Raw genomic sequence first — 25,803 nt, forward strand, 5'->3', positions numbered from 1 at the left:
GTTGATAGGCCGGATCTGGAAGCCCAGTAATGGGTGGAGGTGACCGGTACTAATAGGCCGAGGGCTTGTCCTCAGTTGCTCGCGTCCACTGTGTTGGTTCTGAAACCACGAACAGCCCCACGTCTCCGCGGAGCGTGGTGCGGCTGAAACAGTTTCATAGTGTTTCGGTGGTTATAGCGTGAGGGAAACGCCCGGTTACATTTCGAACCCGGAAGCTAAGCCTCACAGCGCCGATGGTACTGCAGGGGGGACCCTGTGGGAGAGTAGGACGCCGCCGAACAATCATTGTGGGGAACCCCGCACCTTATGGTGCGGGGTTTTCTGCGTTTAGAGTGATCTCCATGCGCTACGAACTCGTTATTTTCGACAACGACGGTGTTCTCGTCGACAGTGAGCCCCTCTCCAATCGGCTGCTCGCCGGATATCTCACCGAGCTGGGGCACCCGACCACCTACGAGGACTCCCTCCATGACTACATGGGGTCCGCACTGCACCGGGTGCGCGAGCTGGTCGAGGAACGGAGCGGGCGCCGGCTGCCGGCGGACTTCGACGACGTGTTCCAGGCCCGGGTCTTCGCCGCGTTCGAGCGGGAGCTGAAGCCCGTCGCCGGAGCCGGCGACCTGCTGGCGGAGCTGGCCCGGGACGGGGTGCCGTACTGCGTGGCCTCCTCCGGGAGCCATGCCAGGATTCGGTCCGGGCACCGGGCGGCCGGGCTCGACCGGTGGTTCGAGGACACGCGGATCTTCAGCGCCGACGATGTCGGGCGAGGCAAGCCCGACCCCGCGCTGTTCCTCCACGCCGCCGAGAAGATGGGCGTCGCACCGCAGCGGTGTGTGGTCGTCGAGGATTCGCCGCTCGGGGTGCTCGCGGCGCGGGCGGCCGGTATGGACGTCTACGCGTTCACCGCCATGACCCCCGCCGAACGGCTCCTCGACGCCGGTGCCCGGGACGATCAACTCTTCGGTGACCTGGGGCAGTTGACCGACCTGCTGCGATGACAGGGCCCACCCGGCGGCGCTGACATTTGTCATACACAGCTGTGGACGATCGTTTCTACTGGGGGACCCCGGCCCGGGGCGAAGCTGAGGGCATGACGACGCACACGATGTCCCCGGGCCGGACCGAGAACCGGGCCCCCCGCGCGCTCACCACGCTCCGCCCGCTGGTCGTGGACGTGGCGCTGCCGCTCGGGTCGTACTACCTGTTCAAGGACGCCTTCGGGACGAGCACCTTCGCCGCGCTCGCCTGGAGCAGCGTGCTCCCCGCCCTGCGCACCGGGTGGAGCCTGGCCAAGGAACGGCGGGTGAACGCGCTGGCCGCGTTGATCCTCGCCGTCAATGTCGTCTCCCTGCTGCTGAGCCTCCTCACCGGCGACCCGCGGCTGATGCTCGCCAAGGACGGTGCCGTCAGCAGCACGGTCGCCGTCGGCATTCTCGTCTCCGTGGCCCTCGGTCGGCCGATGATGACGGCCGGGATGAAGCCCTTCGTGCTGAGGGGCGACCGGGCCAGGGAAGCCGCGTGGGAGCGGCTCGCGTCGGGGCGGGCGGCCGCGTCCGGCGACTTTCTGCGCAGGGAACGGCTGTTCTCCCTGATCTGGGGCGTGGCCCTGCTCGCGGAGTGCGGGGCACGCGTCGTCGGCGCCTACACCCTCCCCGCCGAGACCATGGTCTGGCTCGGCCAGGCCGTCGCGATGGCCGTGCTCACCGCGACGGCCCTGATCAGCGGCGCCTTCGCGGCCGGGCCGATGGCGAGGATGGTCATCGGCGAGGCCGAGGCGGGCGTCAACGGCGTTGGAGCTGAGGGGAATTCACCTTTGGCTGGATCTACCCACAAGTAGCCAGGGGCCCTACGCTCGCCGCCATGACAGATGTGCTGCGGCGCGGTAGGGCCTCGCTGGCGTTCAGCTTCTTCGCCCAGGGCGTCGCCTTCGCTCTGCTCGTGACCCGCATTCCGGCCATCCAGGACCGGTACGGGGTCTCCGACGCGCTGCTGCCCGCCTTCCTGGCCGCCGTTCCGATCCTGGCCGGGGCCGGAAGTGTCGCCACCGAGCAGCTGGTGAGACGGATACCGGCGAGCCGGGTGCTGCGCTGGTCCCAGCCCGTGGTGCTGCTGGCGCTGCTCGGGGTCGGCGTCGGTGACCGGACCGTCGTGCTGGCCGGCGCGCTGGCGTGTTTCGGACTCGCCGTCGGCGCGCTGGACGCCTCGATGAACATGCTCGGGGTGAGCCTGCAACGGGCGTACGGGCGGAGCATCATGCTCAGCTTCCACGCCGTGTACAGCCTCGGCGGGATCGTCGGGGCGTCGCTCGCGTGGGCGGGGGCGCACTGGCACCTGGGGCTCGCCGTGTCGTATCTGCCGGTCGTCGCGGTGCTGGTGCCGGCCGTGCTGGCGGGCAGCCGGTGGTACGTCGACGGCGGGCAGGAGGCGCCGGTCGACGAGGTGGAGGGCGGCGGCGGGGGCGTCGTTTTCCGGACGTTGCTGCCGTTGTGTCTGGTGATGATGTTCGCGTACATCGGGGACTCGACCGTCTCCAACTGGAGTGCCAAGTACCTCCAGGACGTGCTGGGGAGTTCGGAGCAGCTCGCGACCGTGCCGTACAACGTGTACATGGTGACCACGCTGGTCGGGCGGGCCCTGGGGGATCTCGGGGTCAGGCGGTTCGGGGCCGTAGGGGTCGTACGGGTCGGGGCGGTGGTCGCGGCGGGCGGGTTCGCGGTGGTGGCGGCGGCGCCGGGGCCGTGGGTGGGGATGCTCGGGTTCACGCTGCTGGGGCTCGGACTGTGTGTGCTGGTGCCGCAGACCTTCGCGGCGGCCGGACGTCTCTTCCCGGGCGCCTCGGACGCGGCGATCGCGCGGCTCAACGTCTTCAACTACGTGGGTTTCCTGGTCGGTTCGCCGTTGGTCGGGGCGCTCGGGGACGCCTGGAGCTACCGGGGGGCGATGCTGGTGCCGATGGTGTTGGTGCTGGTGACGTTGGTGTACGCCCCCTCGTTCGCGCCACGGCGGGACCGATACGGTGGCGGGCATGAGCGGGCGCGTACAGCTGATGTGGGACGAGGCGGTCACGGGGTATGACTTCGGCCCCGACCACCCGATGGACCCGGTGCGGCTGGCCCTGACCCGGGGACTGGTCGACGCCTTCGGCCTGGACCGGGAGGTGGACGTCGTCGCGGCGAAACCGGCCGGGGAGTCCACCCTGCGGCTGGTCCACCGGGAGGACTACGTGGCGGCCGTGAAGGCGGCCTCGCTCGATCCGGGCGCGGCCGACGGGTCGTACGGGCTGGGCACGGTGGACGATCCCGCGTTCGCCGGGATGCACGAGGTCGCGGCGTTGATCGCCGGGCAGTCGGTGGCGGCGGCGGAGGCGGTCTGGCACGGCGAGGCACCGCACGCCGTGAACTTCGCGGGCGGCCTGCACCACGCGATGCCCGGCGCGGCCTCCGGGTTCTGCATCTACAACGACGCCGCCCTCGCGATCGCCCGCCTCCTCGAACTGGGCGCCGAGCGGGTCGCGTACGTCGACGTGGACGTCCACCACGGGGACGGTGTGCAGGCGGCGTTCTGGGAGGACCCCCGGGTGCTGACGATCTCCCTGCACGAGCACCCGCGCGTGCTGTTCCCGCACACCGGCTGGCCGGAGGAGACGGGCGCCGACGGGGCGCAGGGCGGTGCGGTGAACGTCGCGCTGCCGCCCGGCACCGGGGACGCGGGGTGGCTGCGGGCCTTCCACGCGATCGTGCCGGAGCTGGTCGCCGGTTTCCGGCCGCAGGTGCTGGTGACACAGCACGGGGCCGACACCCACTTCGAGGACCCGCTCGCGCACTTCGCGGTCTCCCTCGACGCGCAGCGGGCCGTCCAGGTCGCCTGCCACGAGCTGGCGCACGCCCACGCGGCGGGGAAGTGGATCGCCCTGGGCGGTGGCGGATACGAGGTGGTGGACGTCGTTCCGCGGTCGTGGACGCATCTCGTGGGGATCGCGGCCGGGCACGAGATCGCGCCGGAGACGATGATCCCGGAGAGCTGGCGGCAGCAAGTCTTCGCGCGGACGCGGCAGTTGGGCCCGGCCCGGATGACGGACGGGCGGTGGCCGGTGTCCTGGGCTCCGTGGGAGGACGGGTACGACCCCGCCGACCGGCTCGACCAGGCGGTGCTCGCGACCCGGCGGGCCGCGTTCCCGCTGCACGGCCTGCTGCCGTGAGCCGCTCGGGGCTCGCCGGGGACGGACGGGCCGCCGCCCGCCCCCGACGCGGGGGTCAGCCGCAGTGGCCGGTGTCGCCGCCGGTGGCCGAGCCGATCGTGCCGGACCACGAGATGCACTCGCCGCGCGCGGCGAGGTAGACCGGCCCGGCGTAGGACGTGTAGAGGCCCTTGTCCACGACGGCGGTGGCCGGCTTGCCGGCGATCTCCAGCCGGACCGACAGGGAGATCTTCGCGCCGGTGGTGTTGCGGATGGTGACGGCGCAGTTCTTGCCGGTCGACTGGTTCCAGGTGAGGAAGGTCTTGCCGGAGTTGCCGACCGGGGTGGAGTCGATGACGGTGTAGCCGGTGCCGCAGGCGCCGTTGTAGACGGCGGTGGCGGCGGGGGCGGGAGCCTTGGCGGTCGCCCTGGTGGTGGCCGCGGTGGTGGTGGCCGCCGAGGCCGAGGTGGTCGCGGCGAGGGAGCCGCCCAGGGCCAGGACGGCGAGAGCGGTGGCGGTGGTGGTGCGACGGGACAGGTTCATGGTCGTTCCCCCTGTGATGCGGGTCGGTGGTACTGCGTCGATGCGGTCAACGTGCCGGGGACGGCCGGTCATTGCCGTCCACACCAGTTGAGACCGGGCAAACCGTACCTCGGTTGTGCCACCGTTTGTCACTGTTGTGTCACCGAACGCTAGGCCGACCGTGCGGTGTGGGTGCCGTTCGGCCCGTGCCGGGGCGGGAGGTCCGCCAGCATCGTCGGCGTGTTGAGCACCGGCGCCCCGCGCGCCCACCTCCGCGCCCACCTCCTGCGCACCGGGCTCGCCGGGCCCGTGGCGGCGAGACGGGAGGCGAGCCTGCTCAGGTACCGGCTGTTCGCCGCCCGCGATCCCCGGGTGCTGCTCGGCCTCGACCCGGCGGGGGCGTGGGGGCTGCGGGAGGTGCTCGCGCTGATGGCGGGCAGGTGCGGGGTTCCGGCCGATCCTCGGGAGGTCTCCGGCCATGATGTGATCGACCCGGGGCTGACCCTCGACGCCCTCGACGCCTTCGCGGACCGGGTGGGCGCGGTCGCCCGGCGAGGTGGTCCCGTGCTGCTCGGTACCGGTCATCCGTACCGGCTGCTCGATTTCTACGCTGCCCTGGCGGACGCGCTGTCGGCGGCGGGATGTGCCGTTCTCACCCCCGCGCAGGGTCACCGTGTCGACATAACGACCCGGTTCGGTCTACGCACGCACATCCTCGACTACGTACGAGGGGTCGCGTTGATGCGCGAACCCGGCGCTGTGCGCCCCGGTCGCGCGACCGGCGCACAGACCCGTTCCCCGCTCCCGGTTCGGACCGCGCTGGCCGCTGCGGCCGACGCCGGAGGGCCCCTTCCCGAGCTGGTGATCGGGGACTGCGGATGGGTCTGCGGTGCAGGTCAGCTGGGTTTCGAGGCGATCGGCCCGGCCTCCACCGGCGACCCCGCGCTGTTCGTCGGCGCGGCCGAGGGGAGCGTCGCGGTCGCCGTTCCGCTTGATGATTCCGTGCCGCCTGGTCACTACCGGCCGCTCATCCGCTACGTACTCAATCGGGCGTGTCTGTCACAGTAGGCCGCCGATGGGTGCACCTCTTCCCCACTCGCATCACCCGCCCCTACATTGGGGAGTGAGCACGCAACGACGAAGAGTGACCGGAAGGGGAAGCCGGTTGACCGTCGAGTGCGGAAGGTTCAGGTGTGACATGGGTGCAGCCGGCGAGAGGCCTCTCAACGAGGTTCAGTTCCTCACCGTGGCGGAGGTCGCCTCGGTGATGCGAGTGTCGAAGATGACCGTGTACCGGTTGGTGCACAGCGGTCATCTGCCCGCGATCCGGGTCGGACGGTCGTTCCGCGTCCCGGAACAGGCGGTACACGAGTACCTCCGTGAGAGCTATGTGGGGGTGGAGACGGCCTGACGGAGCCCGCCGGGAGGACCCCGGCACCTCGATTACGACCTCAGCCCTCGGGCGGGTAGGCTAGCCCCTTGTAGGTCGTATGGGCCCATGGCGCCCAACGCCGAGTGATGAGAAGTGAGCGAGGGTAAGTCGTGGGCTCTGTTATCAAGAAGCGGCGCAAGCGGATGGCGAAGAAGAAGCACCGCAAGCTGCTCAAGCGCACGCGCGTTCAGCGTCGCAACAAGAAGTAGGCGACGCGCAGGAGCGTGTTCTGTGGCCCCCCACCGTTGACCGGTGGGGGGCCACAGCCGTCTCCCGGGATGGCCGCATCGCGGTGGTCACCGGCGCCTCGCGGGTCAGGCGGTCGTCACAGCGCAGTGCCGACCCGCTAAGTTGGCCGCAGACGGGGAACCCGGCTGGGGACCGACGCGGGAAGGAAGGCGCTGATCTTGGGCAAGGTCGTGCTCGTGACCGGAGTGGCCCGCAGGCTGGGAGGCCGGTTCGTCCGACGCGTCCAGCGCGACCCACAGGTGGACCGGGTCGTCGCGGTGGACGCCGTCGCGCCCGAACACCACCTGGGCGGCGCCGAGTTCGTGCTCGCCGACATCCGCAGGCCCGGCTTCGCGCGGGTGCTCGCGGAGAGCGGCGCCGACACCGTCGTCCACCTCGACGTGAGCGCCACCGCGCTCGGCAGCGGCAGCCGGACGCTGGTCAAGGAGACCAACGTCATCGGCACCATGCAGCTGCTCGGCGCCTGCCAGAAGTCGCCGACGGTGCAGCGGCTGGTGGTGAAGTCCAGCACCAACGTCTACGGCTCGGCGCCCCGCGATCCGGCCGTCTTCACCGAGACCATGCCGCCCAAGTCGCTGCCCAGCGGCGGCTTCGCCAAGGACGCCGTCGAGGTCGAGGGGTACGTGCGCGGCTTCGCGCGGCGCCGCCCGGACGTCGCGGTGTGCGTGCTGCGCTTCGCCAACATCCTCGGCCCGGCCGCCGAGACCCCGCTGACCTCGTACTTCGATCTGCCGGTGCTGCCGACCGTGTTCGGGTACGACCCCCGGTTGCAGTTCGTCCACGAGGACGACGTGATCGAGGTGCTGCGGATCGCCGCGCACGAACCGGCCCGGGGCACCCTCAACAGCGGCACGTTCAACATCGCGGGCGACGGGGTGCTGCTCCTGTCGCAGTGCTCGCGCCGGCTCGGCCGCCCGACGGTCCCGCTGCTGCTGCCCGCGGTCACCTGGGCCGGGTCGCTGGTGCGCACGCTCGGCATGACCGACTTCTCGCCCGAGCAGATCCGGCTGCTCACCCACGGCAGGGTGGTCGCCACCGCCCAGATGCGCGAGACCCTGGGCTTTCGGCCGATGTACTCGACGGCGGAGACGTTCGCGGACTTCGCGCGCAGCCGGGGCCCCGGACTGCTGCCGCCCGCGGTGCTCGCGGGGGCCGTCGACCGGCTCGCCGCGCTGCCCGCCGTGGGCCCCGGCCACCTCCCGACGCAGAGCGCCAACTGAGGAGCGCGACAACGATGGCGGACGCAAAGGTCATTCCCTTCGACGACGACCGGTCCCGGGGCAGCTCCGTGCCCCGCCCGGCGCGGCGCCGGGGCGCGGCGGGCCGACGCACCGGCACCGACCCGGCCCCGGCCGGCGATGTGCAGCACCTGCCCGGCCGGCCACGGACCCCGGACGACGTCCCGGCCCCGCGCGCCGAGCAGCGCCCGGAACCGGCCCCGTCCCTGGAACGGCGGCTGGCCGGCGGGCTCTCCTTCCTGCGCCGCCGCCTCACAGGCGAGTACGAGGTCGACGACTTCGGCTACGACGAGGAGCTGACCGACCAGGTCCTGATGTCCCTGCTGCGCCCGCTGTACGAGAAGTACTTCCGGGTCGAGGTCAAGGGCATCGAGAACATCCCCGCCGAGGGCGGTGCGCTGATCGTCGCCAACCACTCGGGGACGCTGCCGCTGGACGGCCTGATGATGCAGGTCGCCGTCCACGACCACCATCCCGCCGACCGTCATCTGCGACTCCTCGCCGCCGACCTGGTGTTCATGCTGCCGGTCGCCAACGAGCTGGCCCGCAAGCTCGGTCACACCCTGGCCTGCGCGGAGGACGCCGAACGGCTGCTCGGGCAGGGCGAGTTGGTGGGGGTGATGCCGGAGGGGTTCAAGGGCATCGGCAAGCCGTTCAGCGAGCGGTACAAGCTCCAGCGGTTCGGCCGGGGCGGGTTCGTCTCGACGGCGCTGCGGCAGGGGGCGCCGATCGTCCCGTGCTCGATCGTCGGCGCGGAGGAGATCTACCCGATGATCGGCAACGCCAAGACGCTGGCCCGGGTGCTGGGTTTCCCGTACTTCCCGGTGACGCCGACGTTCCCGTGGCTGGGCCCGCTGGGCGCGCTCCCACTGCCGACGAAGTGGACGATCCAGTTCGGCGAGCCGATCCCGACGGACGGCTACCCGCCGGAGGCGGCGGAGGACCCGATGCTGATGTTCAACCTCACCGACCAGGTCCGCGAACAGATCCAGCACACCCTGTACAAACTGTTGGTCCAACGCCGCTCGGTGTTCTTCTAGCCGCTCACCCGAGAGACCCGCTGGAACGTCGTTGGGGGCGCCCTTCTCGCGAAGGGCACCCCCAACTCCGTTACCGGTAGGGCTACTTGGCGTCCTCTTCGTCGATGCCCAGGCCGGGCAGGAGTCCGGGGAGCAGCGGCGGGATCGTCACGTCGGGGCCCGTGATCGGGGGCTTGGTGACGGACGGGGACGCGCTGTCGGTGTCCTTCGGCGGGTCGAGGAGGCCGCCGGTGGAGCCGCCGAGCAGACCCTCGGCCGCGGCGCCGGCCCCGGCCGACTTGCTGGGGCCGCTGGAGTGGCCGTGCTCGGCGGAGTGGCTGCCGGTGCTGGGCGCCGTCGTGTGCCCGGTGGCGGTGGAGGAGCCCGGGGCGGCCGGTCCCGAACGCCGTCCGGTGTGGGCGCCCCCGCCGGTGGCCGGGGGCTGCGGAAGCAGCGACTGGAGCGGGGCCACCTCGTCGTCCATGGCCTCGAAGACCGACGACACCTCGCGGCTGACGTCGCCGAGCTGGACCGGGAGTTGGTCGCGCAGGGTGCCCCAGGCCTGCCGGTGCGAGCGGGTGAAGGAGTCCAGGGCCTGGATGGGGGCGAGGGAGTTCGGGTCGCGCTCGTACGCGGCGTGCAGCAGGCGGTGGCCCTCGGTCGCGTCGTGCTGCATGCCGGACAGGGCGCGGCGGATCTCGCCGAGGGACTCGTGGTCGAGGGGTCCGCTGCGGCCCCGTTCCATCAGTCTGCGGGCCTCGCTGAGCCGGTTGGACGCCTGGTCGAGGAAGGAGCGGCCGCGGGCGTCGTCGCCCTCGGACAGGTAGTTGAGCTTGAAGTCCTCGATGCCGCGCTTGAGGCCGTACAGCGAGTCGCCGGGCAGGGCGTCCGAGCTGGCGGCGGCGACCCCGCCGAAGGCGCTGGCGGCGACCCCGACGCTCAGCCCGCCCGCGGCCAGGCCCTTGGTCAGCCGGGTCCGCGGTCGTAGTTTGCCCAGGCCGGTCGCCCGGTGCGTGCCCCGGGAACGGGACCGCTGCTCGGGCACCGACAGAGCCGTCGCCTCGCCGCCCTGGAGCATCGCCTCGAACGCGGCCACCAGCTGGGCCCGCTGGACCACCTTGACCTCGGGGTCCAGCTGCGGCTTGGGCAGCTCACCGAGGCCTGCCGCGAGGGCCAGCATGCGGCCCTGCTCGGTCGGCTGCTCGGTGGCCGCGTTCGGGGCCGGGCCTTCGGGCCGTTCGGCCGCCGTGTCCGGCTCGGACTGTTCCCCCAGGGCCTGGGCGAAGGCGTTCGCCCGCCGGTGCGCCGATACGTTCGCGATCACGGGCGGCACCTCCTCTCGTCATGACGGTCGGCTCCCCCCGAGTGACCACAGGGAGCCTGCATCCCGCACAACGAGCGGCGCGGCACTTGGGTTACGGACGACGGATGATCGGACGACGAAGGCAACGGACTTTCACCGATGGTGAGTTGGGGACTGCGGAGCGTGTCGGTCAGCGCGCGTCGTCCGGGAGGAGCCGGGCGAGCGTGCGCACGGCCCGGTACTGGAGGGTCTTGATGGCGCCCTCGTTCTTCCCCATGACACGGGCGGTCTCGGCGACCGACAGGCCCTGGAGGAAGCGGAGCGTCACGCACTCCTGCTGCTGGGGATTGAGGCGTCGGACGGCGTCCAGCAGGGCCGCGTTCGACAGGGACTCCAGGACGGAGTCCTCGGGGGAGCGCTCGACCTCGTTGGCGTCGAGCATCTCGCCGGTCGTCACCTCCAGGCGGAACCGGCTCGACTTGAAGTGGTCGGCCACCAGGTTGCGGGCGATGGTGACCAGCCAGGCGCCGAAGTCGCGGCCCTGCCAGGTGAAGGTGCCGATCCTGCGCAGGGCGCGCAGGAACGTCTCGCTGGTGAGGTCTTCGGCGGTGGCCTTTCCGCCCACCCGGTAGTAGATGTAGCGGTAGACGGTGTCGCTGTACTGGTCGTAGAGGCGCCCGAAGGCGTCGGCCTCGCCGGCCTGGGCGCGTTCGACCAGATCCATCATGCGCGCGCTGTCGCTGTCGGCGGCAGGGCGGCGGACGGTGGCGGCGCCGGTGGCCCGGCCCCGTCTGCCGACGGCGGCGCTGCCGTCGGCCAGGGCATAGGCAGGGCCGACGGGGGTGGTGGCTACAGCGAGCGCGGGGACGGCGAACGCGGTGGGGACGAAACTGCGCAGCAGGTCCTGGACCGTTGTGCGCAGCGTAGCCAGGCCCGAGGCGTCAACCCCGACGTGTGGGTACACGGGACTCCCAGAGGCAGAGCTTCCATCACGTGCAGTGCCGGACCTTTCACCCGTCGTAGCGACGGAGGGGTACCGGTTTGCGTCTGAGGAGAATAACGCTTCGTACAGGCCCTGCTACACCCAGTTGCTCAAATCACCGATTACGTCGCTTCGGTACCTCATTGACGTAGGGTCAAGTACCGCAATCTGACAGGTTGTTGACCGAATATCTTCGGCTTCCGGTGAAGAACGGGGCGTGTTGTGGCTGTGCGCCGACAACAGGACTGAAGCGCGGCCCGCGCGGGTACCGCACACGACTCGGCCGACCGGCGAGGAGCCGGTCGGCCTGGGGTGATCCGGGGCGCTGCCCGGGGTGTTGGGGAGGTCCGCCGAGGTCAGCGGCGTCGGCGGTGCAGGGCGATGGCCGCCGCCGTGCCGCCCGCCACCGCGCCGACCCCGGCCGCCGCCGGGATGCCGACCTTCGCCGCCTTGCGCCCGGTGCGGTAGTCACGCAGCCGCCAGTCCAGCTCGCGGGCGTGCCGACGCAGCTTGGCGTCCGGGTTGATGGCGTAGGGGTGGCCGACCAGGGACAGCATCGGGATGTCGTTGTGCGAGTCGCTGTAGGCGGCGCAGCGGGACAGGTCCAGGCCCTCGGCGGCGGTCAGCGCGCGCACCGCCTCCGCCTTGGCCGGGCCGTGCAGCGGTTCGCCGACCAACTTGCCGGTGTAGACGCCGTCGACGGACTCGGCGACGGTGCCCAGGGCGCCGGTCAGGCCGAGGCGGCGGGCGATCACCTGGGCGATCTCCACCGGCGCCGCCGTCACCAGCCAGACCCGCTGACCCGCGTCCAGGTGGGCCTGGGCCAGGGCGCGGGTGCCCGGCCAGATCCGCTCGGCCATGTACTCGTCGTAGATCTCCTCGCCGATCGACTGGAGTTCGGCGACGCGGTGGCCCTTGACGATCGACAGCGCGGAGTCGCGGGCCTCCTGCATGTGCTCGGGGTCCTCGACACCGGCCAGCCGGAACCAGGCCTGCTGCCAGGCGAACCGGGCCAGGTCGCGGGTCTCGAAGAACTTCCGCTTGTACAGACCCCGGCCGAAGTGGAACAGGGCGGCGCCCTGCATCACGGTGTTGTCGAGGTCGAAGAAGGCGGCGGCCCGGTCGTCGCCGAGGACCGGGAAATCGGGTTCGTGCTTCCCGGACCCGCCGGGCTTGCCGGGGTCTTCGTGGTCGGCGTCGGGGGCCTCGCGGGCGTCGTCCAGCGCCGTCCTGCGCGCGGCCTCCGCCGAGGCCTCGCCTGCCAACACGCTCCGCGCCGTGGCGGAGCGCCTACGGGGAGTGAGCCATCCGAGAGCGGCCATGGCGTGAGCATATCCAGTCCGGCGGACACTTCCCGTGCGGAGAGGTTTGCGGGATGTGAACTCTGCGCCACCGGACCGTCGTCGAGGCCCGAGAATGGACGTATGAGTCCTCTTTTCCGGCGCAGGACCGGTCCCGGTGACCGGACCGTCACGCTCATCCGTAAACCCGGCTGCCATCTGTGTGATGACGCACAGTCCGTGGTCGAGAAGGTCTGCGGGGAACTCGGTGTCCCCTGGGAGGGCAAGGACATCACCGAGGACCCCCAACTCCACGACCAGTACTGGGAACAGATCCCGGTGGTGCTCGTGGACGGCGCCCAGCACACGTTCTGGAAGGTCGACGAGGGGCGGCTGCGCAAGGCGCTGGCCGGATAGCGCACTGACTGCTCAGTTCAAAGGCGGCGCGAATTCGCTTAGGATCGACGGTGAGTCGGTCTCGGGGGGCGGGATTCGCGAGGAGCGTGAGCGGTTTTGCCCCCTGGAGGGAAGTGCGTGACCCCGGTCACGTTGGCCGGGCAAATCGGACACCATCTTTGTGCACGCGTTCACAAAGACATAGCCTGCTGTCGACGGGGCGGTCTGGGGACACACGACCGCCCGCAGCCCCGCTCTACCCGCAGGAGCACCGTGGCAACTGGCCGAACTCACCGACCGGCGACCCGCAGCCGAGGGATTCCCGAGGCCACCGTCGCCAGGCTTCCGCTGTACCTCCGAGCCCTCACCGCCCTGTCGGAGCGCTCGGTGCCCACGGTCTCCTCGGAGGAGCTGGCGGCCGCCGCGGGGGTCAACTCCGCCAAGCTGCGCAAGGACTTCTCCTACCTGGGCTCCTACGGAACGCGCGGTGTCGGCTACGACGTCGAGTATCTCGTCTACCAGATCTCCCGTGAACTGGGCCTGACCCAGGACTGGCCGGTTGTCATCGTCGGCATCGGCAACCTCGGCGCCGCGCTGGCCAACTACGGCGGATTCGCGTCCCGCGGATTCCGGGTCGCGGCGCTCATCGACGCCGACCCGGGGATGGCCGGAAAGCCCGTCGCCGGGATTCCCGTCCAGCACACCGACGAGCTGGAACGGATCATCGAGGACGACAGCGTCTCCATCGGCGTCATCGCGACGCCCGCCGGAGCCGCCCAGCAGGTCTGCGACCGGCTCGTCGCCGCCGGGGTCACCTCCATCCTGAACTTCGCACCGACGGTCCTGTCCGTCCCCGACGGCGTCGACGTGCGCAAGGTCGATCTCTCCATCGAGTTGCAGATCCTCGCCTTCCACGAGCAGCGCAAGGCCGGTGAGGAGAGCGCCGCGACCGCCGCCCCGGCCGCCGCCCCGCGCACCGACTCCACCGAGCAGGGACCCGACGGGGACGTACCCGCCGTGATGCCGGCATGAGTCTCCTCGTCGTCGGGCTGAGCCACCGCAGCGCCCCCGTCAGCGTCCTGGAACGGGCCACGCTGACCGCGGACGCGCAGCTCAAGCTCCTCCAGGACACGGTCGCCGCCGAACCCGCGACCGAGGCCGCCGTCCTCGCCACCTGCAACCGCGTCGAGCTGTACGCCGACGTCGACAAGTTCCACGCGGGTGTCGCCGAGCTGTCCACGCTGCTCGCCCGGCACAGCGGCGTCGGCCTGGACGAACTCACTCCTTATCTCTACGTGCACTACGAGGACCGCGCCGTCCACCATCTGTTCTCGGTGGCCTGCGGTCTCGACTCGATGGTCGTCGGCGAGGGCCAGATCCTCGCCCAGATCAAGGACGCCCTCGCCAAGGCGCAGGACCTGCACACCGCGGGCCGCCTGCTCAACGACCTGTTCCAGCAGGCCCTCCGGGTCGGGAAACGCGCCCACTCCGAGACCGGCATCGACCGCGCCGGACAGTCCCTGGTCACCTTCGGCCTGGAGCAACTGGCCGCGGGCGGCGCCGTGCAGGACTGGGCGCGCGGCAAGAAAGCCCTGGTCATCGGGGCCGGTTCGATGTCGTCGCTGGCCGCCGCCACGCTCGCGCGGGCCGGGGTCGCCGAGATCGTCGTCGCCAACCGCACCGCCGACCGCGCCCAGCGGCTCGCCCGGATACTCACCGAGGGCGACGGCACGGACGTGCTGGCCCGCGCGGTACCGATGGACGCGGTGCCGGACGAGCTGACACGTGCCGACGTGGCCGTCTCCTGCACCGGGGCGACCGGCCTGGTGCTCACCGCCGAGACGATCGCGGGCGCGGTCCAGGGCCGCACCGGGGTCCCGGTCGCCGACCGCGGCGCCTCCCACACCGCCGCCGCTCCGACGATCGCCGCCCTGCCGCCCACCAGCGTCGGCAGCGACGAGGGATGCCCGCTCGACCTGTCCGCCGTGCAGACCACCGCCGGGTTCTCCGTCGCCGGTGAGGCCGCCGTGGCCGGCATGGCCGCCGCCGACCTGGAACAGCACGCCGCCTGGGTCGACAAGGGCAACGGCACCCCGGACACCCCGGTCCGCCGCGCCCCCGCCCCCGGCTCCGTCATCACCCTCGACCCCGCCGAGGAGAGCGACGCGATCGCCGCGCTGGTCGCCGCCGCCACCGCCGTCGGACGGATTCCGGAACGGCGCAGGCCCGAGCCGGTCGCCGAGGTGCCCAGGCCCGCTCCCGCGCTCTTCCTGCTCGACCTCGCCATGCCCCGGGACATCGAGGCCGCCGTGCACCGCGTCACCGGCGTCCGGCTCGTCGACATCGAGTCCCTCGCCGAGGCCTCCGCCGACGCCCCCATGGCCACCGACGTCGACCAGGTCCGCCGGATCGTCGCCGACGAGGTCGCCGCGTTCGGGGCCGCGCTGCGGGCCGCGCACATCACGCCGACCGTCGTCGCGCTGCGCACCATGGCCGCCGACGTCGTCGCCGGGGAGATCGCCCGCCTCGAAGGGCGGCTGCCCGGGCTGGACGACAGACACCGGGGTGAGATCACCCAGACCGTCAAACGGGTGGTGGACAAGCTGCTGCACGCGCCGACGGTACGGGTCAAGCAGCTCGCCGCCGAGCCCGGCGGCGCCGGGTACGCGGACGCGCTGCGCACCCTCTTCGACCTCGACCAGGAGACGGTCGCCGCCGTCTCCCGCGCCGAGGACAGCACGGACGACAAGGACCGACCGGCATGACTGACAGAGCACTGAGACTGGGGACGAGGCGGAGCAGACTCGCCATGGCCCAGTCCGGGCAGGTGGCCGAGGCCGTGAGCCGGGTGACCGGACGCCCCGTCGAGCTGGTCGAGATCACCACCTACGGCGACACCTCCCGCGAGCAGCTCGCGCAGATCGGCGGCACCGGCGTCTTCGTCACGGCGCTGCGGGACGCGCTCCTCAAGGGCGAGGTCGACTTCGCGGTTCACTCGCTCAAGGACCTGCCGACGGCACACCCCGACGACCTGGTGCTGGCCGCCGTTCCCGAGCGCGAGGACCCGCGTGACGCGCTCATCGCCCGGGACGCCCTCAAGTTCACCGACCTGCCCTCCGGGGCCAGGATCGGGACCGGCTCGCCGCGTCGCACCGCCCAGCTGAACGCGTACGCGCGCAGCCACGGCCTCGACATAGCGGCCGTGCCGATCCGCGGGAACGTCGACACCCGCATCGGATACGTCCATGACGGCACCCTGGACGCCGTCGTCCTGGCCGCCGCCGGACTCAACCGGCTCGGCCGCGCCGACGAGGTGACCGACCTCCTGTCGGTCGACACGGTTCTGCCCGCCCCCGGCCAGGGGGCACTGGCGATCGAATGTTCCGCGGACCACGCGGATCTGATCGCCGCACTCGGTGAACTCGACGACCCGTACACCCGGGCCGCCGTGACCGCCGAGCGTTCACTGCTCGCCGCCCTGGAGGCCGGTTGCAGTGCTCCCGTGGGGGCACTGGCCGACCTTCTGGCCGACGGGCAGATTGTCAAGGAGATGCGCCTGCGCGGCGTCGTCGGCTCGACCGACGGCTCGACGCTGGTGCAGCTGTCCACCACCGGTCCCGTGCCCGAGACGCATGGCCAAGCACTGGCGCTCGGCCGCGTACTCGCCGCCGAGATGCTTGCGCAGGGCGCGGCCGGTCTGATGGGGGAGCGAGCACAGTGAGCCCCACCACTCTTCCCACCGGCCTCGAACACGGGCACGTCACCTTCCTGGGTGCCGGACCCGGAGATCCGGGGCTGTTGACGCTGCGCGCCGTAGAGGCGCTGTCGCACGCGGACGTACTGGTCGCCGAGCACGATGTGCTCGACGTGGTGCGTCGGCACGCCCGGCACGGTGTCGCCGAAGTGCACACGGACGGGGGTCCTTCGTCGGACCCGGTTCTGGGCACGGGCACGCCGCAACTGACGGTCGTTGACGGTTCGTCAACTCCCGTCGGGGCTCCCGCGGTACGGGATGCGGCACATCTTGTCATGGAGGCCGCGCGGGGCGGCAGGCGGGTCGTGCGTGCGGTGCCCGGGGACCCGGGCCTCGACACCTACGCCGCCGAGGAGATGCTCGCGTGCGCCGCCGCGGGCGTTCCGTTCGAGGTGGTGCCCGGCGTCGCCGCTGCCGTCGGCGTGCCCGCGTACGCCGGTGTCCCGCTGCGGGACGCGCAGGGCGCGGACGTCCGGTTCGTGGACGCCCGTACCGCCTCCGACCGGTGCTGGACCGAGGTCGGCGCCTCCGACGGGACGGTCGTCGTCTCGACGACGCTGGACTCGGTCGGCGCCGCCGCAGGCGAACTGGTGTCCGCCGGACGCAAGCCCGACACCCCGATGACCGTCACCGTCGCCGGGACCACCACCCGGCAGCGGACCTGGTCGGCGACGCTCGGCACGATCGCGCAGACGCTGAAGCAGGCCAAGGTGCTGCCCTCGCCGGAGGGCGGGCGGCCGGTGATAGCCGTGGTCGGTGAGCGTTCCGCCGCCGCCCAGCGCGACCAGTTGTCGTGGTTCGAGTCCAAGCCGTTGTTCGGCTGGAAGGTGCTCGTGCCGCGGACGAAGGAGCAGGCGGCGTCGCTCTCCGACCAGCTGCGGTCCTACGGTGCCGTGCCGCACGAGGTCCCGACCATCGCCGTCGAGCCGCCGCGCACGCCCCAGCAGATGGAACGTGCCGTCAAGGGGCTCGTCACCGGGCGCTACGAGTGGATCGCCTTCACCTCCGTCAACGCGGTCAAGGCGGTCCGCGAGAAGTTCGAGGAGTACGGGCTCGACGCCCGGGCCTTCGCCGGGATCAAGGTCGCCGCGGTCGGGGAGCAGACCGCGCGTGCGCTCGTCGCCTTCGGCGTGAAGCCCGACCTCGTGCCCAGTGGGGAGCAGTCCGCTGCCGGGCTGCTGGAGGACTGGCCGCCCTATGACCCCGTCTTCGATCCGATCGACCGGGTGTTTCTGCCGCGTGCCGACATCGCGACCGAGACGTTGGTCGCCGGGCTCATCGAGTTGGGCTGGGAGGTCGACGACGTCACCGCGTACCGGACGGTCCGTGCGTCGCCGCCGCCCGCTGACACCCGCGAGGCCATCAAGGGGGGTGGGTTCGACGCCGTTCTCTTCACGTCGTCGTCCACGGTGCGCAACCTTGTCGGTATCGCCGGGAAGCCTCATAACGTCACTGTCATCGCGTGTATTGGGCCTGCGACCGCGAAGACTGCTGAGGAGCATGGGTTGCGGGTGGATGTGATGGCTCCCGAGCCTTCTGCTCTGCGGCTTGCTGAGGCGTTGGCGGAGTTTGGGCTGCGGCGGCGGGCTGCCGCGCTGGAGGCCGGGGACCCTGTTACTCGGCCGAGTGAGAGGCGTCCTGGCGCTCGGCGCCGGCGTACTTCGACCTGACGGTCGGTGGGGGTGTGGTTCGACCTTGCGGTCGGTGGGGGTGGCGGTCCTTGGGGGCTGCCGCCCCCACACCCCCGCTTCGGCCCTGAACGGGCCTCGTCCTCAAACGCCGGACGGGCTGGGGATGTCCTGACCGGTGTCGATGGAAGCCGCCGCAGCGGGCTGGTTTTGTCGGTCTGCGTTGCCATGGCGCCGAAGTGATCTGGGGGCTGTGCCCCCAGGCCCCCCTTCGGCCTGGACGGCCTTGTCCTCAATCGCCGGACGGGCTGAACATGCCCTGGCCGGCGTCGATGGGAACCGTCCGGCGGGTTGGGAATGCTCCCCTGGCCGGCGTCGATGGGAACCGTCCGGCGGGCTGAAATGCCTGGCCGCCGTCGATGGGAAGCGTCCGGCGGGTTGGGAATGCGCTGGTCGGCGTTGATGGGAACCGTTCAGTGGGCTGATAAGGGGGCGACAACGCGTCGGCATGTTCATGGGGGGTGCGGGCGTAGCGTAGGTGGCATGACTACGTATGGGGCTTTTCCTGGGGCTCGGCCTCGGCGGTTGCGGGGGGCTGCTGTGATGCGGCGGATGGTCGCGGAGACGCGGTTGCATCCGGCGGACTTCATTCTTCCGGCGTTTGTGCGGGAGGGTGTGAGTGAGCCTGTGCCGATCGGGGCGATGCCCGGGGTGGTGCAGCACACGCGGGACAGTCTGAAGAAGGCGGCTGCCGAGGCCGTTGCCGCGGGGATTTCCGGGATCATGTTGTTCGGGGTGCCCGAGGAGTCCAAGAAGGACGCGCTCGGGACGGCCGGGACCGATCCCGACGGAATTCTTCAGGTCGCCCTGCGTGATGTGCGGGCCGAGGTCGGTGACGACCTGTTGGTGATGTCCGATCTCTGTCTGGACGAGACCACCGATCACGGGCATTGCGGTGTTCTCGACGCGCACGGGCGCGTCGACAATGACGCCACTCTTGAGCGTTATGCCGAGATGGCTCAGGTGCAGGCCGATGCGGGTGCCCATGTCGTGGGGCCCAGCGGAATGATGGACGGTCAGGTGGGGGTCGTTCGTGACGCCCTTGATCAGATCGGGCGGGAAGACGTCGCGATCCTTGCTTATACCGTCAAGTACGCCTCCGCTTTCTTCGGGCCCTTTCGGGAAGCCGTCGGGTCCTCGCTCAAAGGGGACCGGAAGACCTATCAGCAGGACCCCGCCAATATCGGGGACGCGTTGCGCGAACTCGCCCTCGATCTCGAAGAGGGGGCCGACATGGTGATGGTCAAGCCTGCCGGGCCCTACCTCGACATCGTGGCCCGGGTCGCGGACGCCGTCGACGTGCCGGTCGCCGCCTATCAGATCTCCGGCGAGTACTCGATGATCGAGGCCGCCGCCGAGAAGGGCTGGATCGACCGGGACCAGGCCATCCTGGAATCCCTCACCGGCATCAAGCGCGCCGGAGCGCGCACCATCCTCACCTACTGGGCCGTGGAGGCTGCTCAGAAGGTGAGGTGACGTCCCCCTGCGGGACGCTCGCCGTGGACGGGCCCTCGTCCCGTAGGCCCTCTCCGTCCTCGCACGCCGTCAGGGTCAGGGCGGCGAGGGCGGCCAGGGCGGCGAGGAGCAGCCGGGCGGTGGAGGACGACGGCGACGGGCGTACGGGCATGGGACGGCGACCCTCTCGGTTCAGGGGGGTGGTTTCGGTGGGTGCCTCCAGCTTGGGGGGTGGGGTGGGGGCCCGGCCAGGTCTGGACTTGGATTCGGGATGGTGGGTTGTTCAGTGCCTTGCTGACCTGCGGGGATGGGTCCCTTTCGGGATGTTCTGCGGGATGCCGGGAAGGTGCCCCGGGGGACTGGGCACCATCAAGTCGGCTGCGGAGTTAGGTTGTTGCGCACTGGTTGCCCGTTGAACCAGTGCGGGTTTTTCCCCGCTTCCCGCCTCACCTCTGGAGACGCCCATGTCCGGTGACGCCCTCAGCCAGGACCCCGCCGAGCTGAGAAGGAGGATCGACACGACCAAGGCCCACCCCGCCCGCGTCTACGACGTCTTCCTCGGCGGCAAGGACAACTACCCCGTCGACCGCGCCGCCGCAGCCGCCGCGCTCGCCGCCAACCCCCGCGGCTACCTCGACGTCCGGCACAACCGTGACTTCATGCGCCGCACGGTGACACGGCTCGCGGGCGAGGACGGCATCCGCCAGTTCCTCGACATCGGCACCGGGCTGCCCACCGCGGAGAACGTCCACCAGATCGCCCAGCGGATCATCCCCGACTCCCGCGTCGTCTACGTCGACAACGACCCCGTCGTCCTCGCCCACGCGCGCGCCCTGCTCACCAGCGGGCCCGACGGCATGACCGACTACATCGACGCCGACTTCCAGACGCCGTCGGCGATCCTCGAACAGGCCCGCAAGACGCTCGACTTCGACCAGCCGATCGCGCTGTGCCTCGTCGCGATCCTGCACTTCGTCGAGGACGAACAGGCCTACCCGATCGTGCGCGAACTGGTCGAGGCGCTCCCGGCCGGCAGCCGTCTGGTGCTCAGCCATCTCACCGAAGACCTCAACCCCGAGAACATCAAGGCCGTCCAACGGACCTACACCGAGCGCGGGTTCACCTTCGTGCTGCGGACCAGGGCGGAGGTCGAGCGGTTCTTCACCGACGCCGGCCTCGCCCTCGCCGAGCCCGGTGTCGTCCCGGTCCACCACTGGCGCGCCGACCACGCGGCACCGGTCCCCGAGCAGCCCGACCCCGGGTACCTCGCCGCCCTCGACGCCATCGAGCGCGTCCGCTACGCCGACATCAACGACGTCACCGACGCCGACATCAACGTCTACGGCGCCGTCGGCTCCAAGGAGTAGGGGGGAGCATACAGAGGGGCTGGGGGCTTGTTTCGGGGTGCGGTCCGGATGGTGGAAAACTTCTTGTAGGCGGCAAGCATCTCTCTACGCTGCGGGCAGCGCCGGGTCAGGCCGGGCTGATGCCGTTGTCGTCGAAGGAGCCGTGCCATGAACGTCGTTGGATCTGAAGTGCGCCGGGGGCCGGTGCCGGAGCTTGCCTCGCGGGTTCGTTCGGTGGGGGGTTCGCCGGTGCGGGACATCCTTGCCGTCGTGGACCGGCCCGGGGTCGTGAACTTCGCGGGCGGGCTCCCGGCGCCGGAACTCTTCGACGCCGACGGCATCGCCGACGCCTACCGGGCGGTCTTCGCCGGACAGGCCGGGCGGGCCTTGCAGTACGCCACCACCGAGGGTGAGCCGGTGCTGCGGGAGGCCCTCGCCGCGCGCACCTCCCGGCGGGGGCTGCCCACCGGTGCCGACGACATCCTCGTCACCACCGGGTCGCAGCAGGCGCTGTCCCTGCTCGCGACCGCGCTGCTCGAACCCGGGGACACCGTGCTGGTCGAGAACCCCTGTTATCTGGCGGCACTTCAGGTGTTCCGGTTCGCCGGGGCGCGGGTCGTGGCCGTTCCCGGGGACGCGGAGGGCGTCGATCCCGAGGCGCTGGAGGAACTCGTCGTCCGGGAGCGGCCGAAGTTCTTCTACACGGTGCCCACTTTCCAGAACCCGACCGGGCGGACCCTGTCCCTCGCCCGCCGGGCCGCTGTCGCGGACATCGCCGCCCGGCGCGGGCTGTGGATCATCGAGGACGACCCGTACGGCGAACTGCGCTTCGAGGGCGAGCGGGTGCCGTGGATCGCCTCCTGCGACGGGGCCGAGGACCGGACCGTGCTGCTCGGGTCCTTCTCCAAGGTGATGGCTCCCGGGATGCGGCTCGGGTGGCTGCGGGGGCCGGACGAACTCGTGCGGGCCTGCGTGATCGCCAAACAGGCCGCCGACCTGCACACTCCTACCGTCAACCAGCTCGCCGCCGCGCGCTATCTGGCCGAGCGGGACCTCGACGCGCACGTCGGGCGGGTCGCCGGTGTGTACCGCGAGCGGCGTGACGCCATGCTCGCCGGGCTCGGGGAGGTGCTCCCCGCCGGGGCGGTGTGGGAGCGGCCCGAGGGCGGGATGTTCCTGTGGGTGCGGCTGCCCGACGGGTACGACACCACCGCGCTGCTCCCCCAGGTCGTCCGGCACGATGTCGCGTACGTGCCCGGTGCACCCTTCTACGCCGGGGAGCCTGATCGGGCGACGATGCGGTTGTGCTTCGTGACGCACACGCCCCAGGAGATAGGGGAAGGGCTGCGGCGGTTGGGTGAGGTGTTCGAGTCGGGTGCGGGGGACGGGAGTTGAGAGGGGCGGGTGAGGTGGTGCGGGCCGTCTTCCACAAGTGACGCCCGCTGAGCGGGAACGGCGGGTCACGTGACGGCTGTCGTGCGGGAACGGCGGTCACGTGACGGCTGTCGTGCGGGAACGGCGGGTCAAGTGACGCCCGCTGGGCGGGAGTAGCGGGGTCAGGAGGAGGTCTCCCAGTACCTCCAGCCCACCGACGAGACCGGCAGGGTGGCCGTTCCCTCGGACAGCACCGTGCTGGTGCAGTTGCCGTTCTCCTTGATTCTTTCCCAGTCGACCTTGTAGCCCCACGAGCCGTACTGCGCGTTTCCGTACTTCCCGGCGCTGATGTCGTGCTCGTAGCTGTGTCCGACGGTCACCGCGACGGACCCGGTGACGCTCTTGCTGACGGTCGCCTTGGCGGAGGCGACCACGTCACTGACGGACACCTCGGCCGAGGCGGACAGGGTCGCCGACAGCGTCTTGGCCTGGGTCACGCTCACCGTTATCTTGCCGCCCCGGCCGTCCTTGAACGCGGTCGTCCCCGGCAGGAAGTAGGCGGAGTGCGAGGCGATGGAGACGGTGATCTGCGTCGGGCAGGTGTCCGGCATGGCCATGGCCGCCGACGCCGTGCCGCTCCCGAGCAGGACCGTCAGGGCGGCACTGGACGACAGTGCGGTGGTCAGGCAGATCGCCTTGCGCATGATTGCTCTCTCTTCGGTCGACCGTCGCGGCCTGCGACAGTGTCGGAAACGGCCCGGGGAAGCGGACCGCAGCCGCCGGCCGGGCTGGGCCGACGGGCTGGGCCGTAGATTTCCAGGCCGACCGTCCCGACCGCCACGCACCGCCCCGAGGTGACGACATCCTGGGACGTGACCGTCTCCGACCTGCGCGTCTCCGTCCCGGGGTGACGTTGCCACGGGACGGGAAGCGGGCGAGATGGAGAGCGGGCGAGACGGAAAGCGGGCGGGGCGATCGAGGTGAGCGCGTCGGGCGCGGGGCGGCCGGGGCGTGGCCGTCCCCTTGACCCGGCCTCGCCCCCTCAGTCCCCTCGTCCCCTCCAGTCCCCTCGTCCCCTCCAGTCCCCTTGCCCCCTCAGTTCCAGGTGAAGTGCCAGAGGCGGGCGCCGATCAGGGTCTCGGCGTAGGACTCCAGGGTGTCGTCCTGGGTCGGCAGAACGGTGTCCGGGCTGAACGCGTAGTGCTCGGCGGCGATCGCGTCCGCCTCCTCCAGATCGGCCGGCGGTGCCGCCACCGAGACGGCCAGGTGGTCGTAGCCCAGGGCCACGAGCCGTATGCCGAAGCGGTCCTCCCAGGAGCGCAGGACCGTGCAGAGGCGGGCGGTGTCCTCCTCGTGGTGCACGGCACCGGACCAGCCGAGGGCGGCCGGGATGTCGGCGCTGCGGCGGGCCGGGACCAGCGCCAGGTGCGGTGCGCTCAGCCAGGGCAGCCCTTCGGCGAGCGTGTCCGCCACGTCCGCCGCGCGCTTGTCGGGGTCGGCGACCAGTTTCAGGGCGCCGGCCAGGCCGGGCCAGTCCTCGTCGTCCGGCGCGTCCTCCTCCCACCACTCCGCGAGCACGTCGTCGGCGTCGTGGTCACCCGGGTACGACATCTCGCCCGGCGCCAACTCCCAGGACTCAGGCCCGCCTTGGCCCGTTCCCAGGTCGACCAGGACCGGCAGCAGTCCGGCCCGGCCCGCCGGGGTGCCCAGCGCGGACCAGCCGCCCGGGCTGGCCCGCACCGCCGCGTGCCACAGCAGCGGTTCGTGCCAGGGGCCGTCGAACGTCGCGTCCATCAGTCTCCCGGGCGGGAGTTGAAGCCCGAGCGACCGCCCGCTCGGGTCGGAGGTCAGCTTGGGCAGCGGATTGGGAAGTGTCGCCATGGATGTGACTGTAAGGGCACCCACTGACAATGCCGTCGGACGGCCGATATGCGCGGGCCACTCATCGTCGCCGGGACCAGTGACCAGCGGGACGTCAGGGAACGGGAGTTGGGGGAGTGGTGGGAGGTGCGTGCGTCGGCGTCAGGGCTGGGCCGCCCCCGTCACCCTGCTCGTGACGCACTCCCCGGGCGCCCCGGTCGCCGGGTGGAAGCAGGCCCGGACCCGCGTTCCCGGTGCCGTTCGGGTCATGCGGGTGTAGACGTACGTGTCCGCCTCCGTCGGCGTCCGCACCCGCGCCTCGCCGCCGCCCGGCGTCATGTCGATACGGTCCCCGACCCGTGTCCCCCACATCCGGGCCCAACTCGTGCCGCACACCGGGCTGTAGCGCAGTTCCATCCAGGCGCCGGTGGCCGTGCGGTGGTCGGCGAGGGTGACCGGGGCCGCCGCGCACCGTGCCGCCATCGGGTCCTGGCCCGCGCAGGACGCTCCCCCGCACAGCGGGCCCGCTGCCACGGCTCGCGGCGCGGTGCGGTGCGGGGGAGGGGGAGGGGGGAGGAGAGCCAGGGCCGACGTCACCGACGCCGTCGTCAGCGCGCACACCGCCGCCAGGACCGCCAGCACGGTCGCACCCCGGAGGCGGGGACGCGGCGGCGGGGGTGAGGGGGGAGAGGTCGGTGCCGGGGGCGCTTGCCGGGGGTGGGGGGTCAGGTCCCGCAACGCCAGGTAGTGGTCCGGGGGTTCGCCCGCCAGCGCGCACAACTCGGTCACCGCCGTGCGCGGTGGCAGGGTACGGCCGTTGAGATAGCGGTCCCACGACGACTTGCTGAACGTCGTCCGCTCCGCGAGGCCCGCCAGGCTCAGCCCCGTCCGCTGCCTCAACTCGCCCAGCGCGACGGTGAGTCGGGCCCGCTCCGGCGGCGTCATCCGCGCAACGCCTGCCAGGTGCGCGGCCCGATCACACCGTCCGCCGGAAGCCCCGCCCGCCGCTGCAACGCCTTGACCGCCCGCAGCGTCAACGGGCCGAAGATCCCGTCGATCCCGCCGGGCGAGATGCCCGCCCGGCGCAACAGGCACTGCGCCTCGGCGATGCTCGGGCCGCTGCTGCCGTAGCCGAGGATCGCCGTCCGTTCGCTGCTGAGCCCCGCCGACCAGGCACCGCTCTGCCGGGTGACGCGGCAGGAGTACACCTGCGCGGCCTGCACGGCGGGGTACGTCGTCATGGCGACGGTGCCGGTGTTCGCGTGGGCGTCGTAGAGGCGGAACACCAGGAGCGTCGTCGACGTGATCGCCAGCACCAGGGCCACCGAGCCCGCCGCCACCGCCGTTCGCAGCGCGCGGGTGGGCGAGGGGGCGGGCGCCGACTGCGGGGGTGCGGGCGCTGGAGCGGCCGGTGGCTTCTCGGCGCGGGGCGACCAGGCCGCCGACGCCACCTCGTGCAGGGCCAGGAGACGCGGTGCGGCCTCGCCGGTCAGCCGGGCCAGCACCTCGACCGCCTCGCGGGGCGGGAACGTCCGGGCGCCGAGCCACCGTTCCCACGACTTCGCGCTGTAGGGCGTGCGCCGCCCCAACTGCGCCAGGCTCAACCCGCTGTCGTCCTTCAGCCGCCGCAGCCGCTCCACCAACTGCCGTACCCGCGGGTCGAGTTCCGCGGGCAGCTCCCTCGCACGCGACATGAGCCCCCCGTTCGCGTTCCGGAGCCGGACCGC

General features: G+C 71.5%; 26 protein-coding genes and 1 rRNA gene. 18 read left to right on the plus strand and 9 right to left on the minus strand.

The genetic code is table 11. From position 1 onward, the window contains the following. Positions 1–163 precede the first annotated feature (163 nt). The 5 genes from rrf to ACIQOU_RS20565 all read left to right on the plus strand — a co-directional run bounded on the left by rrf (position 164) and on the right by ACIQOU_RS20565 (position 4,198). Positions 164–280 (plus strand): 5S ribosomal RNA (gene rrf, locus ACIQOU_RS20545). A gap of 61 nt (positions 281–341) precedes the next feature. After that, positions 342–998, plus strand: a complete 657-nt coding sequence (locus ACIQOU_RS20550) for an HAD family hydrolase (RefSeq protein ID WP_401538228.1) — start codon at positions 342–344, stop codon at positions 996–998. 92 nt (positions 999–1,090) lie between these two features. Then, on the plus strand, positions 1,091–1,837 hold the full coding sequence (locus ACIQOU_RS20555; protein WP_401538229.1) for a VC0807 family protein: 747 nt from the start codon (positions 1,091–1,093) through the stop codon (positions 1,835–1,837). A gap of 23 nt (positions 1,838–1,860) precedes the next feature. Further along, on the plus strand, positions 1,861–3,075 hold the full coding sequence (locus ACIQOU_RS20560) for an MFS transporter (RefSeq protein WP_401538230.1): 1,215 nt from the start codon (positions 1,861–1,863) through the stop codon (positions 3,073–3,075). Beyond that, positions 3,026–4,198, plus strand: coding sequence for an acetoin utilization protein AcuC (locus tag ACIQOU_RS20565; RefSeq protein ID WP_401538231.1), 1,173 nt, complete (start codon positions 3,026–3,028; stop codon positions 4,196–4,198). Before ACIQOU_RS20560 ends, ACIQOU_RS20565 begins: the two co-directional genes overlap by 50 nt. A gap of 55 nt (positions 4,199–4,253) precedes the next feature. Here ACIQOU_RS20565 and ACIQOU_RS20570 read toward each other — a convergent pair whose 3' ends face one another. Then, complete coding sequence (locus ACIQOU_RS20570) at positions 4,254–4,721, minus strand: spore-associated protein A (protein WP_401538233.1); 468 nt, start codon at positions 4,719–4,721, stop codon at positions 4,254–4,256. A 219-nt stretch (positions 4,722–4,940) separates the two neighbouring features. Between ACIQOU_RS20570 and ACIQOU_RS20575 the strand changes: the two genes are divergently transcribed. From ACIQOU_RS20575 to ACIQOU_RS20595, 5 genes are all read left to right on the plus strand, one after another. Then, entirely contained in the window at positions 4,941–5,768 is an 828-nt protein-coding gene (locus ACIQOU_RS20575; protein ID WP_401538234.1) for a phosphatase, read from the plus strand. A gap of 130 nt (positions 5,769–5,898) precedes the next feature. After that, a complete protein-coding gene (locus ACIQOU_RS20580; protein WP_015658719.1) occupies positions 5,899–6,111 on the plus strand; it encodes a helix-turn-helix domain-containing protein in 213 nt (70 codons plus the stop codon). Positions 6,112–6,242: 131 nt separating this feature from the next. Next, positions 6,243–6,341, plus strand: a complete 99-nt coding sequence (locus tag ACIQOU_RS20585; RefSeq protein WP_003948845.1) for a 30S ribosomal protein bS22 — start codon at positions 6,243–6,245, stop codon at positions 6,339–6,341. Between the two features lie 198 nt (positions 6,342–6,539). Next, positions 6,540–7,601: an NAD-dependent epimerase/dehydratase family protein gene (locus tag ACIQOU_RS20590; protein ID WP_401538235.1), complete on the plus strand. Its 1,062-nt coding sequence runs from the start codon at positions 6,540–6,542 to the stop codon at positions 7,599–7,601. Between the two features lie 14 nt (positions 7,602–7,615). Next, positions 7,616–8,659: a lysophospholipid acyltransferase family protein gene (locus tag ACIQOU_RS20595; protein ID WP_401538236.1), complete on the plus strand. Its 1,044-nt coding sequence runs from the start codon at positions 7,616–7,618 to the stop codon at positions 8,657–8,659. Positions 8,660–8,741: 82 nt separating this feature from the next. Here the strand turns inward: ACIQOU_RS20595 and ACIQOU_RS20600 are convergent, their stop codons facing one another. From ACIQOU_RS20600 to ACIQOU_RS20610, 3 genes are all read right to left on the minus strand, one after another. Next, a complete protein-coding gene (locus tag ACIQOU_RS20600) occupies positions 8,742–9,962 on the minus strand; it encodes a DUF5667 domain-containing protein (protein ID WP_401538237.1) in 1,221 nt (406 codons plus the stop codon). A gap of 169 nt (positions 9,963–10,131) precedes the next feature. Then, the gene (locus ACIQOU_RS20605; protein WP_401538238.1) at positions 10,132–10,905 is read right to left on the minus strand and encodes an ECF subfamily RNA polymerase sigma factor, BldN family; all 774 of its coding nucleotides are present in this window, start codon (positions 10,903–10,905) and stop codon (positions 10,132–10,134) included. Positions 10,906–11,279: 374 nt separating this feature from the next. Beyond that, entirely contained in the window at positions 11,280–12,245 is a 966-nt protein-coding gene (locus ACIQOU_RS20610; RefSeq protein WP_401538239.1) for an HAD family hydrolase, read from the minus strand. Between the two features lie 102 nt (positions 12,246–12,347). Between ACIQOU_RS20610 and ACIQOU_RS20615 the strand changes: the two genes are divergently transcribed. The 6 genes from ACIQOU_RS20615 (at position 12,348) to hemB (ending at position 19,517) form a co-directional block, all read left to right on the plus strand. Continuing rightward, positions 12,348–12,620, plus strand: a complete 273-nt coding sequence (locus tag ACIQOU_RS20615; RefSeq protein ID WP_401538240.1) for a glutaredoxin family protein — start codon at positions 12,348–12,350, stop codon at positions 12,618–12,620. A 252-nt stretch (positions 12,621–12,872) separates the two neighbouring features. After that, the gene (locus tag ACIQOU_RS20620) at positions 12,873–13,631 is read left to right on the plus strand and encodes a redox-sensing transcriptional repressor Rex (protein ID WP_401538241.1); all 759 of its coding nucleotides are present in this window, start codon (positions 12,873–12,875) and stop codon (positions 13,629–13,631) included. Further along, on the plus strand, positions 13,628–15,364 hold the full coding sequence (locus ACIQOU_RS20625; RefSeq protein ID WP_401538242.1) for a glutamyl-tRNA reductase: 1,737 nt from the start codon (positions 13,628–13,630) through the stop codon (positions 15,362–15,364). The genes ACIQOU_RS20620 and ACIQOU_RS20625 overlap by 4 nt, the downstream gene beginning before the upstream one ends. Continuing rightward, on the plus strand, positions 15,361–16,320 hold the full coding sequence (gene hemC / locus ACIQOU_RS20630) for a hydroxymethylbilane synthase (protein ID WP_401538243.1): 960 nt from the start codon (positions 15,361–15,363) through the stop codon (positions 16,318–16,320). The genes ACIQOU_RS20625 and hemC overlap by 4 nt, the downstream gene beginning before the upstream one ends. Beyond that, entirely contained in the window at positions 16,317–18,023 is a 1,707-nt protein-coding gene (locus ACIQOU_RS20635; RefSeq protein ID WP_401538245.1) for a uroporphyrinogen-III synthase, read from the plus strand. The genes hemC and ACIQOU_RS20635 overlap by 4 nt, the downstream gene beginning before the upstream one ends. A gap of 501 nt (positions 18,024–18,524) precedes the next feature. Continuing rightward, entirely contained in the window at positions 18,525–19,517 is a 993-nt protein-coding gene (hemB, locus tag ACIQOU_RS20640) for a porphobilinogen synthase (protein ID WP_401538246.1), read from the plus strand. Here hemB and ACIQOU_RS20645 read toward each other — a convergent pair. Further along, the gene (locus tag ACIQOU_RS20645; protein ID WP_401538247.1) at positions 19,477–19,668 is read right to left on the minus strand and encodes a hypothetical protein; all 192 of its coding nucleotides are present in this window, start codon (positions 19,666–19,668) and stop codon (positions 19,477–19,479) included. The two genes, hemB and ACIQOU_RS20645, sit on opposite strands and share 41 nt — an antisense overlap. A gap of 292 nt (positions 19,669–19,960) precedes the next feature. On the opposite strand from ACIQOU_RS20645, the gene ACIQOU_RS20650 reads away from it, so the two are divergent. Further along, positions 19,961–20,863 carry an SAM-dependent methyltransferase gene (locus ACIQOU_RS20650; RefSeq protein WP_401538248.1) on the plus strand — a complete coding sequence of 301 codons (903 nt, stop codon included), beginning with the start codon at positions 19,961–19,963 and terminating at the stop codon, positions 20,861–20,863. A gap of 147 nt (positions 20,864–21,010) precedes the next feature. Beyond that, on the plus strand, positions 21,011–22,237 hold the full coding sequence (locus ACIQOU_RS20655; RefSeq protein WP_401538249.1) for a PLP-dependent aminotransferase family protein: 1,227 nt from the start codon (positions 21,011–21,013) through the stop codon (positions 22,235–22,237). 161 nt (positions 22,238–22,398) lie between these two features. Here ACIQOU_RS20655 and ACIQOU_RS20660 read toward each other — a convergent pair whose 3' ends face one another. From ACIQOU_RS20660 to ACIQOU_RS20675, 4 genes are all read right to left on the minus strand, one after another. Then, complete coding sequence (locus tag ACIQOU_RS20660) at positions 22,399–22,920, minus strand: hypothetical protein (protein ID WP_401538251.1); 522 nt, start codon at positions 22,918–22,920, stop codon at positions 22,399–22,401. Between the two features lie 391 nt (positions 22,921–23,311). After that, positions 23,312–24,097, minus strand: a complete 786-nt coding sequence (locus ACIQOU_RS20665) for a DUF4253 domain-containing protein (RefSeq protein ID WP_401538252.1) — start codon at positions 24,095–24,097, stop codon at positions 23,312–23,314. Between the two features lie 141 nt (positions 24,098–24,238). Then, positions 24,239–25,021, minus strand: coding sequence for a DUF2690 domain-containing protein (locus tag ACIQOU_RS20670; RefSeq protein WP_401538253.1), 783 nt, complete (start codon positions 25,019–25,021; stop codon positions 24,239–24,241). After that, positions 25,018–25,770, minus strand: coding sequence for a peptidoglycan-binding protein (locus ACIQOU_RS20675; RefSeq protein ID WP_401538254.1), 753 nt, complete (start codon positions 25,768–25,770; stop codon positions 25,018–25,020). The genes ACIQOU_RS20670 and ACIQOU_RS20675 overlap by 4 nt, the downstream gene beginning before the upstream one ends. Positions 25,771–25,803 lie beyond the last annotated feature (33 nt).

Source organism: Streptomyces sp. NPDC091279 (assembly GCF_044757465.1).
Classification (GTDB): domain Bacteria; phylum Actinomycetota; class Actinomycetes; order Streptomycetales; family Streptomycetaceae; genus Streptomyces.